Source organism: Halopseudomonas bauzanensis, from assembly GCF_900114735.1.
Lineage (GTDB): Bacteria > Pseudomonadota > Gammaproteobacteria > Pseudomonadales > Pseudomonadaceae > Halopseudomonas > Halopseudomonas bauzanensis.
In genome coordinates this window covers 213,443-231,059 of sequence record NZ_FOUA01000006.1, presented here as the reverse complement: position 1 = coordinate 231,059, position 17,617 = coordinate 213,443, and the positions used below count along the sequence as shown (strand labels likewise).

The 17,617-nt window shown below is 61.0% G+C and carries 12 protein-coding genes; 6 read left to right on the top strand and 6 right to left on the bottom strand.

The features are described from left to right. Positions 1-28 precede the first annotated feature (28 nt). Positions 29-775: a substrate-binding periplasmic protein gene (locus tag BM267_RS13850; protein WP_143063075.1), complete on the bottom strand. Its 747-nt coding sequence runs from the start codon at positions 773-775 to the stop codon at positions 29-31. A 115-nt stretch (positions 776-890) separates the two neighbouring features. Beyond that, positions 891-2,147, bottom strand: a complete 1,257-nt coding sequence (gene glyA, locus BM267_RS13845) for a serine hydroxymethyltransferase (protein WP_036990737.1) — start codon at positions 2,145-2,147, stop codon at positions 891-893. A gap of 310 nt (positions 2,148-2,457) precedes the next feature. Here glyA and ettA point away from each other — a divergent pair, with 310 nt between their 5' ends. The 3 genes from ettA to BM267_RS13830 all read left to right on the top strand — a co-directional run bounded on the left by ettA (position 2,458) and on the right by BM267_RS13830 (position 6,204). Then, complete coding sequence (gene ettA, locus BM267_RS13840) at positions 2,458-4,122, top strand: energy-dependent translational throttle protein EttA (protein ID WP_036990738.1); 1,665 nt, start codon at positions 2,458-2,460, stop codon at positions 4,120-4,122. Positions 4,123-4,396: 274 nt separating this feature from the next. Next, complete coding sequence (gene gdhA / locus BM267_RS13835) at positions 4,397-5,737, top strand: NADP-specific glutamate dehydrogenase (RefSeq protein ID WP_036990740.1); 1,341 nt, start codon at positions 4,397-4,399, stop codon at positions 5,735-5,737. Between the two features lie 110 nt (positions 5,738-5,847). After that, positions 5,848-6,204 carry a PilZ domain-containing protein gene (locus BM267_RS13830; RefSeq protein WP_074780762.1) on the top strand — a complete coding sequence of 119 codons (357 nt, stop codon included), beginning with the start codon at positions 5,848-5,850 and terminating at the stop codon, positions 6,202-6,204. Positions 6,205-6,230: 26 nt separating this feature from the next. Here the strand turns inward: BM267_RS13830 and radA are convergent, their stop codons facing one another. Beyond that, the gene (gene radA / locus BM267_RS13825; RefSeq protein WP_036990744.1) at positions 6,231-7,607 is read right to left on the bottom strand and encodes a DNA repair protein RadA; all 1,377 of its coding nucleotides are present in this window, start codon (positions 7,605-7,607) and stop codon (positions 6,231-6,233) included. An 81-nt stretch (positions 7,608-7,688) separates the two neighbouring features. On the opposite strand from radA, the gene BM267_RS13820 reads away from it, so the two are divergent. The 3 genes from BM267_RS13820 (at position 7,689) to BM267_RS13810 (ending at position 10,866) form a co-directional block, all read left to right on the top strand. Beyond that, positions 7,689-9,131: a polyphosphate:AMP phosphotransferase gene (locus BM267_RS13820; RefSeq protein ID WP_177173405.1), complete on the top strand. Its 1,443-nt coding sequence runs from the start codon at positions 7,689-7,691 to the stop codon at positions 9,129-9,131. 56 nt (positions 9,132-9,187) lie between these two features. Then, positions 9,188-9,598 (top strand): large-conductance mechanosensitive channel protein MscL, encoded by a 411-nt coding sequence (gene mscL, locus BM267_RS13815; RefSeq protein WP_074780768.1) that lies wholly within the window; start codon positions 9,188-9,190, stop codon positions 9,596-9,598. Positions 9,599-9,729: 131 nt separating this feature from the next. Beyond that, complete coding sequence (locus BM267_RS13810) at positions 9,730-10,866, top strand: methyltransferase (RefSeq protein ID WP_074780771.1); 1,137 nt, start codon at positions 9,730-9,732, stop codon at positions 10,864-10,866. Between the two features lie 348 nt (positions 10,867-11,214). Here the strand turns inward: BM267_RS13810 and BM267_RS13805 are convergent, their stop codons facing one another. From BM267_RS13805 to BM267_RS13795, 3 genes are all read right to left on the bottom strand, one after another. Further along, entirely contained in the window at positions 11,215-13,662 is a 2,448-nt protein-coding gene (locus BM267_RS13805) for a Lon protease family protein (protein ID WP_074780775.1), read from the bottom strand. A gap of 28 nt (positions 13,663-13,690) precedes the next feature. Then, positions 13,691-14,539 (bottom strand): uroporphyrinogen-III synthase, encoded by an 849-nt coding sequence (locus BM267_RS13800; RefSeq protein ID WP_074780778.1) that lies wholly within the window; start codon positions 14,537-14,539, stop codon positions 13,691-13,693. Between the two features lie 84 nt (positions 14,540-14,623). Further along, positions 14,624-17,572, bottom strand: coding sequence for a transglycosylase domain-containing protein (locus BM267_RS13795; protein WP_177217180.1), 2,949 nt, complete (start codon positions 17,570-17,572; stop codon positions 14,624-14,626). Positions 17,573-17,617: the final 45 nt, after the last annotated feature.

Here is a 17,617-nt window from a genome sequence, read left to right as displayed (position 1 = left end):
CTGCATTACCGCCTGCCTTGCAGCGAAACTACTGCTTCGTCACATCCAGTTCGACTCCCTGCGCCCGTAAACGGTCAAACGCAGCGTCCAGATCAGTCTGTAACTGTTCAGCAAAGCCCGAATGACGGGATAGCACCAGACGCATGGGTTGCATCGCGACCTCAATATGCTCCAGCCTGACCCCATCCAGCTCCTCCAGCACGACATCCACCTGCGCCCGGTAATCCAGCAGGTAGTCCCCGCGCCCGCGCCGCAACATCTCCACCGCTCCCCTGTGCGAGTTGCTTTTATATAGAGTCAGGTCCAGCTCCGGATTCTGCACGGTATCGTTCAGCGCATTAGTATAGGTGAAGTTGGTGATCATGATGACACTACGACCGCGCAGCCCCTCCGGCCAATCGGGCGCGGGCTGGCCCGGCAGGTAATACAGATTGATATTCACCTGCCCCAGGTCCCGACCGGTCAGCAGCGTATGCTCGTCGAGCCCCGGCTTATTCAATACCCCAGGCCAGAGATGCACGTCGCCGCTCTCGAGCCCCAACCAGATGCGCGCCGCAGGCAAAATCCGTATCCGGGCATCATAGCCAGCTTCATTCAGCAACTTGCGCACCAGCTCGACCGCCTTGCCTGTGGCCCGGCCGGACTCGTCCAGCTGCGAATATCCGGGAAAGTCCATGAAGGCAACCTGCACCACCGGCTTGCTGTTGGCCAGCATCGCGCTGCTCCAGCACATCAATAGCAAGATCAACCACCTCGCCGTTCCTTTGATCAGCATCACTCCCTCCCCTCGCCTGGGTAATTGGCAACCAGCGTAATGACCTACCGGCATAATGCAATAAAAAACCCCTTGCCGGACATCCGGCAAGGGGTTCGATTACCACATGCAACTCTCAGTCACGATAGACCGGCAGGCGGGCGCAAATGGCCTTGACCTGTTCACGGACACGATCGATGACCGACTCGTCGCCCATGTTGTCCAGAATGTCACAGATCCAGCCGGCCAGTTCGCGGCACTCGGCTTCCTGGAAGCCGCGGGTGGTCACCGCCGGAGTGCCCAGGCGCAGGCCGGAGGTCACGAACGGCGAACGCGGGTCGTTCGGCACCGCATTCTTGTTCACGGTAATGAAGGCGCGACCCAACGCAGCATCCGCGTCCTTGCCGGTGATGTCCTGCTTGATTAGCGACAGCAGGAACAGGTGGTTCTGAGTACCACCGGAAACCACGTCGAAGCCGCGCTCGATGAACACACCGGCCATGGCCTGAGCATTCTTCACCACTTGCTGCTGGTAGGCCTTGAACTCGTCGCTCATGGCTTCCTTGAAGCAGATTGCCTTGGCGGCGATCACGTGCATCAGCGGGCCACCCTGACCACCGGGGAATACCGCTGAATTCAGCTTCTTTTCCAGTTCTTCGTTGGCACGGGCCAGGATCAGACCACCGCGCGGACCACGCAGGGTCTTGTGGGTAGTGGTGGTGACCACGTCAGCGTAGGGTACCGGGTTCGGATAGACGCCAGCGGCGACCAGACCGGCAACGTGGGCCATGTCGACGAACAGGTAGGCACCGACCTTATCGGCAATCTCGCGGAAACGCGGGAAGTCCAGGATCTGAGAGTAGGCGGAGAAGCCGGCAACGATCATTTTCGGCTTGTGCTCGACAGCCAGACGCTCCAGCTCATCGTAGTCGATCAGCCCGGTCGCGGTGTCGATGCCATACTGCACGGCGTTGTACATCTTGCCGGAGAAGTTGACCGAAGCGCCGTGAGTCAGGTGGCCGCCGTGGGCCAGACTCATACCCAACACGGTGTCACCGGGCTTTACCAGCGCCTGGAATACCGCGCTGTTGGCCTGGGAACCAGCGTGCGGCTGAACGTTGGCGTAACCGGCACCGAACAGTTCCTTGGCGCGGTCGATGGCCAGTTGCTCGGCCACATCGACGAATTCGCAGCCGCCATAGTAACGCTTGCCCGGGTAACCTTCAGCATACTTGTTGGTGAGCACCGAACCTTGAGCCTGCATGACCGCAGGACTGGTGTAGTTCTCGGATGCGATCAACTCGATGTGCTCTTCCTGACGCTGTGCTTCCTGCTGCATCGCTGCCCACAGCTCGGCGTCGAAAGTGGCAATATCGTTGGAACGGCTAAACATGTCACGGCCCTCTGCCAGAGATGTACAAATAAAAAAGAGGCCGCATTTTACCTCAACCGGGACAAACTGGCACATGAAAAGCATTCAGGCGGTCGGATAGGAGACTTCAAGTACCTGGGCAGGGACCTGCCACGTGCTGCTGGCGCCGGTGCGCGCCGCTCACATTGACTGCGCGTGCCCAATTGCAGCAGCTGCGAGACCAGCCAGCCGCCAGGTTTGCCCTAACCCACACTTTGGGCTAGCCTTGCCCCCCATTCCGCACCCGTTCCAGGTGCCATTTCCTCTATTCAATTATCAAGGTTGTATCCACATGGCCCAATACGTTTACAGCATGCACCGGGTGAGCAAGGTTGTGCCCCCGAAGCGGCAGATCCTCAAGGACATCTCCCTGTCATTTTTCCCTGGCGCCAAGATCGGCGTGCTGGGTCTGAACGGCGCAGGTAAATCCACCCTGCTGCGCATCATGGCCGGTGTAGACAAGGAATTTGACGGCGAAGCCCGGCCCATGCCCGGCATCAATGTCGGCTACCTGCCTCAGGAGCCGCAGCTGGACGCAGATAAAACCGTCCGCGAGATCGTGGAAGAAGCGGTCAGCAATATCAAGGACGCTCAGGCTCGCCTGGACGAGGTCTATGCTGCCTACGCCGAGCCGGATGCCGACTTCGACGCGCTGGCCGCCGAGCAGGCCAAACTGGAAGCCATCCTGCAGGCCGCCGATGGTCACAACCTCGACCGCCAGCTGGAAGTCGCCGCCGATGCGCTGCGCCTGCCGCCATGGGATGCGCAGATCGGCCATCTGTCCGGCGGCGAAAAGCGCCGGGTCGCCCTGTGCCGCCTGCTGCTGTCGGCCCCCGACATGCTGCTGCTGGACGAGCCGACCAACCATCTGGATGCCGACTCGGTAGCCTGGCTGGAGCGCTTCCTGCATGACTTCCCCGGCACCGTGGTGGCCATCACCCACGACCGCTATTTCCTCGACAATGTCGCCGGCTGGATTCTGGAACTGGACCGCGGTCACGGCATCCCGTTCGAGGGCAACTATTCGCAGTGGCTGGAATCCAAGGCCAACCGCCTGGCTACCGAAGCCAAGCAGGAAGCCTCCCATGCGAAAGCAATGAAGGCCGAACTGGAGTGGGTTCGCCAGGGTGCCAAGGGCCGCCAGGCAAAATCCAAGGCGCGTCTGCAGCGTTTCGAGGAAATGCAATCCCAGGAATTCCAGAAACGCAGTGAAACCAACGAGATCTACATCCCGGCCGGCCAGCGCCTGGGTGACCAGGTTATCGAACTGCATAATGTCGCCAAGGGCTATGGTGACAGGGTCCTGATCGACGATTTGTCGCTGACCATTCCCAAGGGCGCCATCGTTGGTGTCATCGGCGGCAACGGCGCGGGCAAGTCCACGCTGTTCCGCATGCTGACCGGCAAGGAGCAACCTGACAGCGGCAAGATCGTCATCGGCGAAAGCGTGCAGATCGCCAGTGTCGACCAGAGCCGTGATGACCTGGATGGAAACAAGACTGTCTGGGAGCAGGTGTCCGACGGCTTCGACATGATCAAGGTCGGCAACTATGAAGTCCCTTCGCGCGGCTATGTTGGCCGTTTCAACTTCAAGGGTGCGGATCAGCAGAAGTTCGTCAAGGACCTGTCCGGCGGTGAGCGTGGCCGCCTGCACCTGGCGCTGACGCTGAAGCAGGGCGCCAACGTACTGCTGCTCGACGAACCGTCCAACGACCTTGACGTGGAAACGCTGCGCGCCCTGGAAGAAGCCTTGCTGGACTTCCCCGGCTCGGCCATTGTGATTTCCCACGATCGCTGGTTCCTGGACCGCATCGCCACCCACATTCTGTCTTATGAGGATGATGCAAAGGTGGTATTCTTCGAGGGCAATTACACCGAGTTTGAAGCAGACCGCAAGAAACGCCTGGGCGAAGCCGCAGCTCAGCCGCACCGTGTCCGCTATAAAAAACTGGCTTGAGTCAAAAAAGTCACATTTTTCTGGAACTTTTTCGACCCGCTGCATGCGACCAAAGCGCGCATGCAGCGGAGCCTCGAAGAAAGTCCATAAAACGCTTTAAAATCAATCATCTACAACAGAACTTTGCGCACCTGCGCGATGCTCGTTGCGGTGCTGCAAAGTGCCTTTCACCTTCATTCCCGCGCGTTTTTTTTTGTGAAGCGCTATTTCAGAGCGTGCTCACCTCTGATAAATTTGCGCCATTACGTCTTAAACTTGCAAAAAAGAGACTTCCATGACTGATACTCTGACCTCCTGCCTGGCGCATCTCAAACTGCGCGATCCAGAGCAACCCGAATTCCACCAGGCAGCCGAAGAAGTGCTGAGCACGCTGTGGCCCTTTCTGCAGGAGAACCCGAAGTATCTCAAGGCCGGCATCATTGAACGCCTGATCGAGCCCGAGCGGGTGATCATGTTCCGCGTGCCGTGGATGGACGATAACGGCCAGGTCCATGTGAACCGCGGCTTCCGCGTACAGATGAACAGCGCCATTGGCCCCTACAAGGGCGGCCTGCGCTTCCACCCCTCGGTCAATCTGGGTGTGCTCAAGTTCCTGGCCTTCGAACAGGTGTTCAAGAACGCGCTCACCACCCTGCCCATGGGCGGCGGCAAAGGCGGTTCCGATTTCGATCCCAAGGGCAAGAGCAACGCTGAAGTGATGCGCTTCTGCCAATCCTTCATGACCGAACTGTCCCGCCATATCGGCGAGAACCTGGATATCCCCGCTGGTGATATCGGTGTCGGTGCGCGGGAAATCGGCTACATGTATGGCCAGTACAAGCGCCTGCGCAACGAGTTCACCTCGGTGCTGACCGGTAAGGGCCTGACCTACGGCGGCAGCCTGATCCGCCCTGAAGCTACCGGCTACGGTTGCGTCTACTTCACCGAAGAAATGCTCAAGGAACGCGGCCGCAGCCTGGAAGGTCAGCGCGTTGCTGTATCCGGCTCCGGCAATGTGGCTCAGTATGCTGCGCTCAAGGCGATGGATCTGGGCGCCGTGGTGATCTCGGTTTCCGATTCCGGCGGCACCCTGTACTTCCCCGAGGGCATGACCACTGAACAGTGGCATTACCTGATGGACCTGAAGAACGAGCGTCGCGGCCGCCTGCAGGAAATGGCTACCGAGTTCAATCTGGAAATGCTGACCAACCGCACGCCGTGGCACCTGCCCTGCGATATCGCGCTGCCCTGCGCAACCCAGAATGAGCTTAACGGCGACGATGCCCGCACGCTGATCGCCAATGGCTGCTACTGCGTGGCCGAAGGTGCCAACATGCCGTCCACTCTGGAAGCCCTGGACGTGTTCCTGGAGAACCGCGTCCTGTTCGCTCCGGGCAAAGCAGCCAATGCCGGTGGCGTCGCGGTGAGCGGGCTGGAGATGAGCCAGAACGCCATGCGTATGCAGTGGACCGATGGCGAGGTAGACACCAAACTGCACGCCATCATGCAGTCGATCCACTCTGCCTGCGAACGCTACGGCAAAGAAGAAGACGGCTATATCAACTACGTCAAGGGCGCCAACATCGCCGGCTTCGTCAAGGTCGCCGACGCCATGCTCGCCCAGGGCGTGGTCTGAGTTGACGATTCGATCTGCCGCAGGTCAACCTGCGGCAGATCGCCCTCAGTAGCGTCTCCGCGCAGCAGCTATAATGATGGCATATTGAACCCGACCTATCGGGGGCCGTCATGTCAGACCATCACTTCTCTTCCCCTGCCCTTTTCGACGCGACCGTCAGGCTCCAGCAGGATGCCTGGACCCACTCTGCCCCGTTGCTGGATATCTCCCTGGCAGGCCTGTTGATCAGCCGACCAGACACATGGTCACTGGCCGACGCTGATGCCCACCTAGAAACGATCATCGAGCTGACTAGCGGCGATCACATCCGCCTGGAAGCACAACTGGCCTTCAGCCGTGACGACGTGCTCGCTCTGGCCTGTCGGCATCTCGATCTGGATTCCATCGCCCAGTTGAAAGAGTTGATCAGCGCGACGCTGGGCGACCCGTCGCTGGCAGAACGCGAGCTGACCGAACTGGGTCGCTGACGCCTGACCAGACAACGGGGCGCATCTCACTCGAACAGCATGCCCAGGGCCTCATCCAGCCGGGTCACCGGCACTACCTGCATACCCTTGGGTGATTCCTTGGGCGCGTTGGCCTTGGGTACGATGGCGCGGGTAAAGCCATGCTTGGCGGCTTCCTTCAGCCGCTCCTGGCCGCTGGGTACCGGGCGAATCTCACCCGACAGACCGAGTTCGCCGAACACCATCAGGTCCATCGGCAGCGGGCGGTTGCGCAGGCTGGAGATCACCGCGGCCAGCAGCGCCAGATCGGCCGCGGTTTCCAGCACCTTGACCCCGCCGACCACGTTGACGAACACGTCCTGGTCATAGGTGGGCACGCCTCCATGACGATGCAGTACCGCCAGCAGCATGGCCAGACGGTTCTGATCCAACCCCAGGGTTACCCGCCGGGGATTGCCCAGGTGGCTGGTGTCTACCAGCGCCTGCACTTCCACCAGCATCGGCCTCGACCCTTCCCAGGTAGACATCACCACACTGCCGGGAATGGGTGCGTCATAACGTGACAGGAAAATCGCCGAGGGGTTGGCGACTTCCTTGAGGCCCTTGTCGGTCATGGCGAATACGCCAAGCTCGTTGACCGCACCAAAACGGTTCTTCACCGCTCGCAGCATGCGCAGCCGGCCATCGGACTCACCTTCGAAATACAACACGGTGTCGACCATATGTTCGAGTACCCGCGGCCCGGCCAGCGAACCCTCCTTGGTCACATGGCCAACCAGGAAAATGGCGGTACCGCTCTGCTTGGCAAAACGCACCAGGAGCGCGGCACTTTCCCGTACCTGGGCGACACCGCCGGGGGCTGATTGCAGTTGCTCGGTGAAGATGGTCTGGATGGAGTCCACCACCATTACCTTGGGTTGCTCCCGCCGGGCAGTGGCAACGATGCTTTCAATGCAGGTTTCAGTCATGACCTTGAGCTGGTCCTTCGGCAGGCCAAGCCGGTCGGCACGCATCGCTACCTGCTGCTGGGACTCTTCACCGGTGATATACAGCGCGGGCATGTTCTGCGCCAGTCGGCACAGGGTCTGCAGCAGAATGGTGGATTTGCCGATACCCGGATCACCGCCGATCAAGACTACTGAGCCGCTGACCAGCCCACCACCCAATACCCGGTCCAGCTCCGACGAACCGCTGGGCTGGCGGGGCATTTCTTCAGTGGATACCTCGGCGAGGGTTTTTACCTGGGCCATTTCTCCTGCCCAGTTGCTGCTGCGCGAACCGCCACCGCTGCCGCCCGTCGGGGTGGTATCTATCACGGTTTCAATCAGGGTGTTCCAGGCCTGGCATTCACCACACTGCCCTGCCCATTTGGTGAAGGTAGCGCCGCACTCAGTGCAGCCATAGAGTCGTTTGTTCTTCGCCATTGCGATCCCATGAAACTGAAGAAATTCTCAAGCAGTTACTATACTGATCGAGCGCGGATAAATCCTGACGGAACAATGAAAGTGCCCGAACACAGCACCAACAAAAAAAGCTATAAACGGCAGCGACGGAAACTCACCGAGGCTCTGCTCGAAGCCCAGTATGCCCTGCGCAAAGCGAAGAAGGGGCCGGTGCTGGTGTTGATCAGCGGTAATGACGAGGCCGGCAAGGCCGAGGCTATTTATGGCTTCTACAATACGCTGGACAACCGCTACCTGAATACCCGAGCCTTTGCCCTGCCCCAGGGCGTCGAGCAGCAGATGCCTCACCTCTGGCGCTACTGGATCAGCCTGCCCAAACCAGCCCGGCTCGGTTTCTACCTGGGCTCCTGGTATCACCAACCACAGATCCGCTATTGCCGGGGCGAGATCGACCTGCCGGCGCTGCGCAGGCAGATGGAGGAAGTTGCCCGCTTCGAACGCCTGCTGACCGGTGAGGGCATAGCCCTGGTCAAGCTGTGGCTGCAGGTCGAGGGTCCGGTAAAACCAGCAGGAAGATTTGCCAGCGGCGAACAGACCGTCGCCATGCGTGAATGGGGTAGTTTCAGCGACGCCGACTATGCCTGCGTCCAGGATTCATTTCAGTTGATCAGCACCCTGACCTCGACCGAGGCAGCCCCCTGGATCACCGTATCCGGCGACGATGAGCATGAGCGGGATATCCGCGTCGGCCAGATCGTGCTGCAGCGGACCCAGCAGTTGCTGGAGGCCGGCCCCGGCAAGATGCCGACCGCCTCCTGGCAACCCGCCCCGCTGACCCAGTTGCAACAACTGGATTACGACCGCAAGCTGGACAAGGCCCGCTACAAGGAGCGGCTCGCGCACTACCAGGCCCGGTTGCGCGAGCTGGTACGCCATCCAGCGTTTGCCGGGCGCAGCCTGCTGCTGGTCTTCGAAGGGACCGATGCCGCTGGCAAGGGCGGGGCCATCCGCCGTATCAGCCAATGTCTGGACCCGCGCTATATGCGCGTCCATGGCACCCGCGCGCCGACCAGCGAAGAACGCCATCAGCCTTATCTGCTGCGGTTCTGGAAACGCGTGCCATTGCCCGGGCGTGTCGCCATCTTCGACCGCAGCTACTATGGCCGCGTTCTGGTCGAGCGGGTCGAAGGCTTCTGCACCCGCCGGGAATGGCAGCGCGCCTATGATGAAATCAATGATTTCGAGGCGCAATTACAGGCCGCCGGCACCCTGGTGCTGAAGTTCTGGCTGGCAATTACCCCCGAGGAACAACTACGGCGATTTCAGGCGCGCGCCGAATCGCCGCTCAAACGCCACAAGCTTTCCGATGAGGACTGGCGAAATCGGGATCAATGGCCACAATATGAGCAGGCGCTGAACGATATGGTCGAACGCACCAGCACCGTCACTGCGCCCTGGCATGTCATTCCCGCAGAAGACAAGCGCCATGCGCGCATCCAGACTCTGGAGATCGTCTGCACGGAATTGCAGAATGCGTTGAAATAAAAAGTAAAAAAATATCAAATAAGCTCGCCATTCGGGCATACAGGAGTAGGTAGAACATGAGTCTGATTCAGGAATTCAAGTCCTTCGCCATGCGCGGCAATGTCATCGACATGGCTGTGGGTATCATTATCGGTGCTGCCTTCGGCAAGGTGGTGTCCTCCTTTGTGGATAACATCGTCATGCCCCCCCTGGGGCTCGCTATCGGGGGCGTGGATTTCAGCGATCTGGCCGTGGTGCTCCGCGAGGCGCAGGGCGATCTGGCAGCGGTTACCCTGGGCTACGGCGCCTTCATCCAGAGCATCGTGGATTTCCTGATCATTGCCGCGGCCATTTTTGTTGCTATCAAGGTGATGAACAATCTCAAGCGCAAGGAAGAAGAAGCTCCCGCCGCGCCGCCAGCGCCGAGCAAGGAAGAAGTGCTGCTGGCCGATATCCGCGACCTGCTCAAGCAGCAGGCCGAGAAGTAAGCAGCAGGACCGCACTCTGCGCTCCCCGGGTCCTGCGAACGACAGCTCGCTCGCAGGGCCTCACCAGAGAATCTGAACCGCCGGACCGGCTGCGCTATACTGCCCGCCCTGACTCGTTTTCCGGCCCGCCCATGCAACGTTGCGATACCTCTTTCGGTAGTCTCCGACTCGACCGCTACCCGCCAACCCGTAATCCGACACTGCAACCTTTCGATGCAGCTGACCTGTATCTGCTGCAGGAGCAGGCGCGCCTGTCGGAAGGCTCGGCCACGGGTTCGGTACTGGTGGTCAACGATCAATTCGGTACCCTGGCCTGCGCCTTGGCCCTGACGGGCATCCCGGTGATGAGCTGGGGCGACTCGCATCTGGCCGAGCGCGCGCTGCAGGATAATCTTCGCCATAATCAGCTATCAGCGCAGGCGGTCACCTTTGTCGATAGCCAGCGCTTGCCCAACGGCCCGATAAGCCACGTGCTGCTGCGCATCCCGAAAAGCCTGGCACTGCTCGAAGACCAGCTCAGTCGTCTGCGGCCGCTGCTATCAGCCGACGCCGTCGTAATCGCCGGCGCCATGCTCAAGCACCTGCCGCCCAGCGCTGGGGATCTATTGGCCAGGTATGTGGGCCCATACCAGGCGTCCCTCGCCTGGAAGAAGGCCCGTTTGCTGACCGCACGATTCGACTCCGACCTGACACCGGCGATACCGCAGCTCGACACCCGCTATGCCCTGCCCGAAGGCGGCCCTCAACTGACCAACCTGCCCGGCGTGTTCTCACGGGATCGCCTGGATATTGGTACCCGGGTCATGCTGCCCTGCATCCCGCCGACCGCAGGCCCCGCGCGCATTGTCGACCTGGGTTGCGGCAACGGCGCTCTCGGCATCCAGGCGGCACTGCTCAACCCCCAGGCGCAGCTGAGTTTCATTGATGAGTCTTACGCAGCGGTCACCTCGGCACGGCAGAATTTCACCGCTGCCTGCCCCGGACGCGACGCCTGCTTCACTGTCAGCGACGGCCTGGTTGATGCCGAGGCCGCCAGCGCTGATCTGGTGCTGTGCAATCCGCCGTTTCATCAGCAACAGGTGATCGGTGACGAGATTGCCCTGCGCCTGTTTCAGCAGAGCCGCACTACTCTGGCACCCAATGGCGCCCTGCTGGTGGTCGGCAACCGCCACCTGGCTTACCACGTCAAGTTACGGCGCTTCTTCAGCCAGGTGGAGCAGGTCGGTGGCAACAGCAAGTTTGTGGTGTTGCGGGCCAGCCAGTCATAAAACCGGTTGTACACACATTCTGTGGATAACTCTGTGTACAGGCTTGTGGCAAATGCCGCTGGGCCATATCGCCTCAGGTACTGGCGCAAATAGTTCAAAAAACGACCAACGTGACCAGCGGGTCATTTTTTGGCAGACCACCGCCCTGTAGGTGGCATGATGCCGCACCTTCGGCCTTGACGCAGGGGATAAATTGTTATCCGGTCAGCATTCCCGAAAACGGGTTATTGACAATGCCTTGGGATAATGAATCGTGGAAAGTCCTCCACACATTCTGTGGATAACTCTGTAGACAATACCGGGAAAGCTCGCTCAAGGGCATGCCGGACCTGGGGTCCGGCATGCTGTTCATTGTTTGACCAGCGGCGCGGCCTCTTCCTCATCGCCCGACCCGGCCCGCGTATCAGAGTCGTCGTTGTGCTGGCCACGGTTATTGATGGTCTTCAGCCGCTGCACTGCCCGGGCATTGATCGACCCTTCAGGAAAGTTGCCTGCGGCATCCGGTGTGCCGGCATCCTCACCGGCCAGCAGACTCAACGCCTGGTCGACATTCTCCACCGCATAGATATGGAACAGACCAGCCTTGGCTGCATCCAGCACCGTCTGGTGCAGCATCAGGTTGGGCACATTGGAACGGGGAATGATCACGCCCTGCTCCCCGGTCAGGCCACGCGCTTCACATAGCCGAAAGAACCCCTCGATCTTCACGTTGACCCCACCGACCGCCTGCACTTCGCCGAACTGGTTGATCGAGCCGGTGATCGCAAAACCCTGTTTCAGCGGCACCCGCGACAGGGCGGAGATCAGTGCACAGACCTCACCCAGCGAGGCGCTATCGCCATCGATATAGCCATAGGACTGTTCCAGAGCGATGCTGGCGGAAATCTCCAGCTGATGGTCCTGCGCATACCGACTGCCGAGATAGCCAGTGAGGATCATCACGCCCTTGGAGTGGATCGACTGACCCAGACTGACCTCACGTTCGATATCCACGATGCCGCTGCTGCCGGGATAGACAGTGGCGCTGATCCGCGCCGGCACCCCAAATACCGAATCGCCGATAGCCAGCACCGTCAGCCCGTTGCACTTACCGACCGCCGCACCGGCGGTATCGATCAGGATCACCCCCGACAGCATATCCTCACGGATACGCGCGCTGGCGCGGCCGGTGCGCGCCTCCTTGGCCTGCAAGGCACGCTCGATGTGGCCGGTGTCGGTCACTCTGTCACCGGCCAGCTGACGAGTGAGGTCAGCCTCGGCAACCAGCTGGAAGATATCACTGATACTGGCGGACAGATGCTGCTGATGCTCGGCCAGGCGCGCGCTGTAGGTCAGTATCCGCGCCACGGCGGCGACACTCAGCGGCGCCATGCCCTCCTCATCGACCCGGGTCTTGAGCAACTGCGCCATGCCATCGATGCTGTCCGGCGTGCGCGGCAGGTAATCGTCGAAATCCACCAGTACGCGAAACAATTCCTGGAAGTCAGGATCATGGTCCTGCAAGGTGTAATAGATCCGGCGCGAACCGATCAACACCACTTTGACCGACAGCGGAATGACCTCCGGCGTCAGCGTTACCGTGGTCAGCCGGCCGAGGTCAGCCCAGGGCGATTCGATTTTCAGCTCACGCGACTGCAGGGCACGTTTGAGCGCCTCCCAGACGAAAGGCTCGCTCAACAGTTTTTCCGCCTCCAGCACCAGGTAGCCATGGTTGGCGCGGTGCAGCGCACCGGAGCGGATATGGCGGTAGCTGGTGAGCAGAGCGCCCTGTTCGGAGCTGTATTCCACCCGCCCGAACAGGTTGTCGTAGGAAGGGTGCGGTTCATGCACCACGGGCGCGCCCCGGGAGCCCGGATGTTCAATGACGGGGTTGGGGCTGTACCGTTCGATCAGCGCTGCCTTCTTGACCGCCTCGGGGCGTGCATCGGTAGCGCGCTCATCGGCGATCAGCTCGATCACGATCTTCAGTAGATCCTGATGCATCGCCTGGATGTACTGGCATACCCCGGGGTTGTCGCAGTAACGCTCGGTCAACGGTTGCAGCAGCGGCTGCAGCGCATCGGTGATGGTCTGCTCGTTCAGCTCGCGCAATTCGTTGCTGGACTCGCGCTTCCATTGCGGCAGGCTGGACAGCGCCTCGTTGAGCACCTCTTCCAAATCCGAGATATCAGCATGGAAGCGCTCGCGTTCGGCTTCCGGCAGCCGGGTAAACTCCGCCTCATCCAGCCCCTTACCGTCGCGCATGGGGGTAAAGGCCAGATTCTGTCCCTCCCGGTACAGTGCAATGTTGCGCTCCAGCGCCTTGCGTTCGACGGTATCGATGGCGCTGTCATAACGCTTATTGAAGCGCCGATCGATCGCACTCTTCTTCTGCTGGAAGGCCGGATGTTCGAATACCGCCGGGAAGGTCGCCAGCAGGTTGTCGATCAGATGGTCAGTGTCTTCGATGAAGGCGGCTGCTATGCCCGGTGCCATGTGCAGCGCTCTGGGCTCGCGGGGCTCATCGAAATTATTGACGTAGATGCAGTCCTGCGGGGTCGCCATGCGTTTGGCCTCGGCCTGCAGATAGCGCATGGCATAGGAGAATCGCCCCGTGCCCGGCTCGCCCATGACGAACATGTTGTAGCCGGGCCGGCGCATGGCGACACCAAAATGCATCGCCTCGACGGCCCGGTCCTGGCCCAGGATGCCCTTGAACGGTTCCAGATCATCCGTAGACGTGAATCCCAGACTTTCGAGGTCAATCGGGACGGTCAGTTGTTCTGGCGACAGAGGTGTCGGGCCGGCTTTGCTCATCAAACTTGCCTTGTGAAACAGTGAAAATTCAGTGTAAACCATTGCCCGGGCTTGTGCCCCCGAACTCCCGGACCAGTTCGCGCACCAGCGGCTTCATGAAGAAACTGCTCGGCGGCATCAAGTCGACCCGCAGACCACGCTCCTGCAATTCGCCGGCAACCACCGGCCCCACGGCGGCGATCTTGAGGCCCGCGAGAATCTCTTTCAGCCGCTGCTCCCCTACCGAGCGCCGGCCGATCTGAAACAGCCGCCGCACCTGGGTGCCACTGGTAAAGGCAATGGCATCCAGCCGGCCGGCGGCCAGCTCGGCAATCAGCGCATCAACCTGGGCATTCTCGACATCGTCGGCATAGACATAGGGCCATACCGGGGCCACTTGCGCCCCGGCCTGCTGCAAGAAACTCATCAGCAATTGGTTTGGATCGGTGCCATAGAGTTGCACGGCGATCCGCCGGCCGCGCAGGTCCTCGGCCTGCAGGGTGCTGATGATACCGGCCGTGGTCGGCTCTACAGCAGTCACTTCGGCTTTGAGGCCAACGGCACGGAGGGCCGCGCCCGGCTTGGGTCCGCGAACGATCTTGCGTACCTGTCCGAGTCGGGTGATGAAATCCTCTCGTACTGTGCCTCCGGCCCGTTCAGCAGCCGTGAGGAGCCGGCGCATGCCTTCGCCGGTCAGCATGATGAAGTCGTCCCAGGGCTGACTGATAAAAGCCTCCAGCCAATCCCGTATCGGTTGCTGGTCCGGCGCGTCATGGATGGCCACCAACGGGCAGCGCAGTACTTCTGCGCCGCGCTTGAGGAGCATGTCCGCAAACAAATCCAGTTCGCGGCTTTCAGGCAAGGCGATACGGCGGCCCACCAAGGGAAGATCAGACATGGGAGGACCCTTTACCAGAGGAAAGCCGCATTGTGCGGCCAGATCCCGCCGAGCTTCAAGCGCGCCGGGCCTGGCGCCAGCTCACTACTGGTGTTGAACAAGCGCCGGGGCGGGCGTATCGAGGTGGGGCGCCAGCACTGGCGCCATGCTTTTCAATACCTGCGCCGGCAGCGCTGAGGTGAAGTGAAAGGCACCGGCATCGGCGCCCGGCACGAATGCCGTCAGGGTGCCGAAGTGGTTGGGACCAAGGAAGAATACAAAGGTCGCCGTGCGGTTCAACACCTCGCTGGAAAGGATTCGGCCATCAGCGGCCATGGTATGGCTGCGGTTGTCGCCGGTTCCGGTCTTGCCCCCAACCGCCAGCGGCTCGCCGGCAGCAGTGATGAATACGCCCTGCAGCCGCCGGCCGGTGCCGTCGAGTACCACGGCCGACAGCGCATTGCGCAGCGCCGTCGCCACCTCGGGCTGGAGCACTTGGCGCGCCTCTACTGACAGCGGCTCGAAGCGGGTTTCCCAGGGGGTCGCCGCAGCAAAATGCAGGTTGTTGATGCGCCGTACCGGCTGTCGCTTGCCGTCGTTGAGGATGATGCCCATCAACTCGGCCAAGGCGCTGGGCCGATCGCCGGAGCTGCCCAGCGCCGTCCCCAGAGATGGCACCAGGTGCGGAAAGGGATAACCGACCCGCTGCCAGCGCTGATGCAGATCGTCGAAGGCCTCGCGTTCGAGCATGCTGCGGATGCGCACATTGCGTGCACCGGCGTGCCGGGTGCGGAACAGCCAGCCGTAGACTTCCTGGCGCTGAACCGCGCTGGCTGAAAGCACCTCGTTTAGCGTGGCCTGGGGATGGCGGCGCAAGTATTCCAGCAGCCACAACTCCTGCGGATGCACCTGGGCGATATAACCCTGGTCGGTCAGGTCATACTTGCCCGGGCGGTAGGTGTGGTACAGACGTTCGATGCGATCCGGTTTCTGCGGCACCCGCACCCATTCCTGCAGAAAGGCACTGAAATTGTCGAAATCGGCTTCGGGGTAGAGCATGCGATAGACCACCGAAAGCCGGGCAGCAATAGGTTGCACATGCTGCAGCAGACGCTCGAAGCGCTGCTGCTCATCCATCCCGGCATAACGGCGCCAGAAGCGCTGCAGGTAGACTCGCCCTTCCCGGTCGGCAAACGTTTGCAGCCAGGCCTGGCGGCGCGGATCGCGATCATTGGTCAACAGGCTGCTGGCGTCCTCCACGCTGTGGTGCAGGCTGTAGCGGACAACATCACGCAATAGACGGACGAAAGGCAGGTTGATGGATTCCTGCAGCGCCTCCTGAACGGTTGGTCGCCGACGGTCATCCTCCTTGCGGTAGTTGGAAAAGCGCTGTAGTCCACCCCCGGTTGGAAACCGCTCCCAGGGCGAAGCGGAATAGCGCCGCTGCAAAGCCGCTTCAAGCATGGCTGGCAAGTCGCTGTCGGGGTGGGTGCGCAGGTAGCCTGCTGCCCATTGGCTGAGAGGATCCTGCGCCTGGGCCTCGGCAGCGCGCAGAGCGACCGCGTCGGTACCGGCCAGCGCGGCGTGCAGTTCGGCGATGATTTCAAGGTAGCTGGTCAGCACCCGCAGCTTGGCGGTGGACCCCAGCTCCAGCTTGCTGCCCTGGTTCAGGTCGAACGGCTGGCCAGTGGTATCGGTCTGCACCCGCACCTGGTTGCCGGTCGCGGTGCGCTCCATGAGCGTGAAGCTGTAATGCACCTCCGGCGCCTGTTTTCCGGACAGCAGCGTCTCGCCCAGCAATCCGTTCTGGCGAGCGATCTCCTCGTCGGCCAGACTGTGCAAAAACGCGCTGACGGACCGCTGCAACTCCACATCCAGACTGCTGCTGGCACTCAGATCAAGTCGATCCAGATCATAGATCGACTGGCCAAGCAGCGATGCCAACTGGCTGCGGGTCACCCGGATCGCCTTATCCATGTCGATGGTCTCGTCCAGAGGCTGAGTCTGCCAGTCCCGGAATACCAGCGGGCTGGCCAACGCCGCCTCGGCCAACGGCAGATCGATGCGCTGCTCGCTCGCCAACAGCCGCAAATGACTGTCGACCAGTTCCTGCAGCTCAGCCCGACCGTTCAACAGGTACCAGCTGGGCCGCCGCTGGGCGATGATCAGCGATAAGCCCTGGCGCAGCGCCACTGCCTGCGCCTGCAATCCGCGTTCGCCGTTGAGGCTGGCGCTGAAGCCGGCGATATCCGTGGCAAACCAGACCCACAAGGCATCACCGAAACCATGTACTTCGCCATGCCCGGGCGCGGCCGTCAGTGGCACGCTGTTGAGATAATCCAGCACTAGTTGGCGGCGGGCAGCCATGGTCTGCGGTCCACCGCTGTAGGCTCTGATGCTGGCCGACGCCATCTGCCGCAGCTTGTCCATGGGAGATTGGGTGCGGCCTTGCAGGGAGTGGCGGTATTTTTCGATCTGGGTCGCCAGCGTGCTGGCGCCATGGCTATACCCCTCCCCGCCCAGAGTGCCGACGACCATGGCCAGTGAAGCGTTGACCAGCCGTGGCCAATCCACGGCGGGGTTGGCATGTTCCAAGCTCGGGTCCAGCAAATGGCGGTTCTCGATGAAGAGCAACGCCTCCACCAGCAATGGCGGAATATCGTCAAACTCAGCAAAACCGAAGCGGGGATAGGTAAACCGATAGATGGGCTGGCCGTGGTGATCGGCTATCTGCAGGCCCGCCTGGGTTTTCTCCCGATAGGGCAAGAACAGACCATGATCGGCAAAATTCACCAGTTCATCGGAAAAGCACACCTGTTGACTGATACCGTAGCCGCGCTGTTGCAGCCGTGTTTGCAAGTCGGGAATCAGACTGTACCCCAGACGCTGATTGAAAGGACCCGCCTCGGGAAAGCGGATCGCCTCACTCGCGCCCTCATCGAGCTGGTAATGAAGTCTGCTGGCGTAATCGCTGAACCACTGCGACTGTAGCCAGGCGTAACGAAACTCAAAGCCTGCGACACAGAGCAGTATCAGCGACACGACGCCCGTCACAATCCATATCCGCAGCCTCATAGCCCCCTCGTTCACTGGTTCGCT

Bases quoted from the DNA above. Each gene is read 5' to 3' on its own strand.
- gdhA (WP_036990740.1), top strand. From the start codon at position 4,397: ATGACTGATACTCTGACCTCCTGCCTGGCGCATCTCAAACTGCGCGAT.
- mscL (WP_074780768.1), top strand. From the start codon at position 9,188: ATGAGTCTGATTCAGGAATTCAAGTCCTTCGCCATGCGCGGCAATGTC.
- ettA (WP_036990738.1), top strand. From the start codon at position 2,458: ATGGCCCAATACGTTTACAGCATGCACCGGGTGAGCAAGGTTGTGCCC.
- BM267_RS13800 (WP_074780778.1), bottom strand. From the start codon at position 14,539: ATGTCTGATCTTCCCTTGGTGGGCCGCCGTATCGCCTTGCCTGAAAGC.
- BM267_RS13830 (WP_074780762.1), top strand. From the start codon at position 5,848: ATGTCAGACCATCACTTCTCTTCCCCTGCCCTTTTCGACGCGACCGTC.
- BM267_RS13810 (WP_074780771.1), top strand. From the start codon at position 9,730: ATGCAACGTTGCGATACCTCTTTCGGTAGTCTCCGACTCGACCGCTAC.
- radA (WP_036990744.1), bottom strand. From the start codon at position 7,607: ATGGCGAAGAACAAACGACTCTATGGCTGCACTGAGTGCGGCGCTACC.
- BM267_RS13850 (WP_143063075.1), bottom strand. From the start codon at position 775: ATGCTGATCAAAGGAACGGCGAGGTGGTTGATCTTGCTATTGATGTGC.
- BM267_RS13805 (WP_074780775.1), bottom strand. From the start codon at position 13,662: ATGAGCAAAGCCGGCCCGACACCTCTGTCGCCAGAACAACTGACCGTC.
- glyA (WP_036990737.1), bottom strand. From the start codon at position 2,147: ATGTTTAGCCGTTCCAACGATATTGCCACTTTCGACGCCGAGCTGTGG.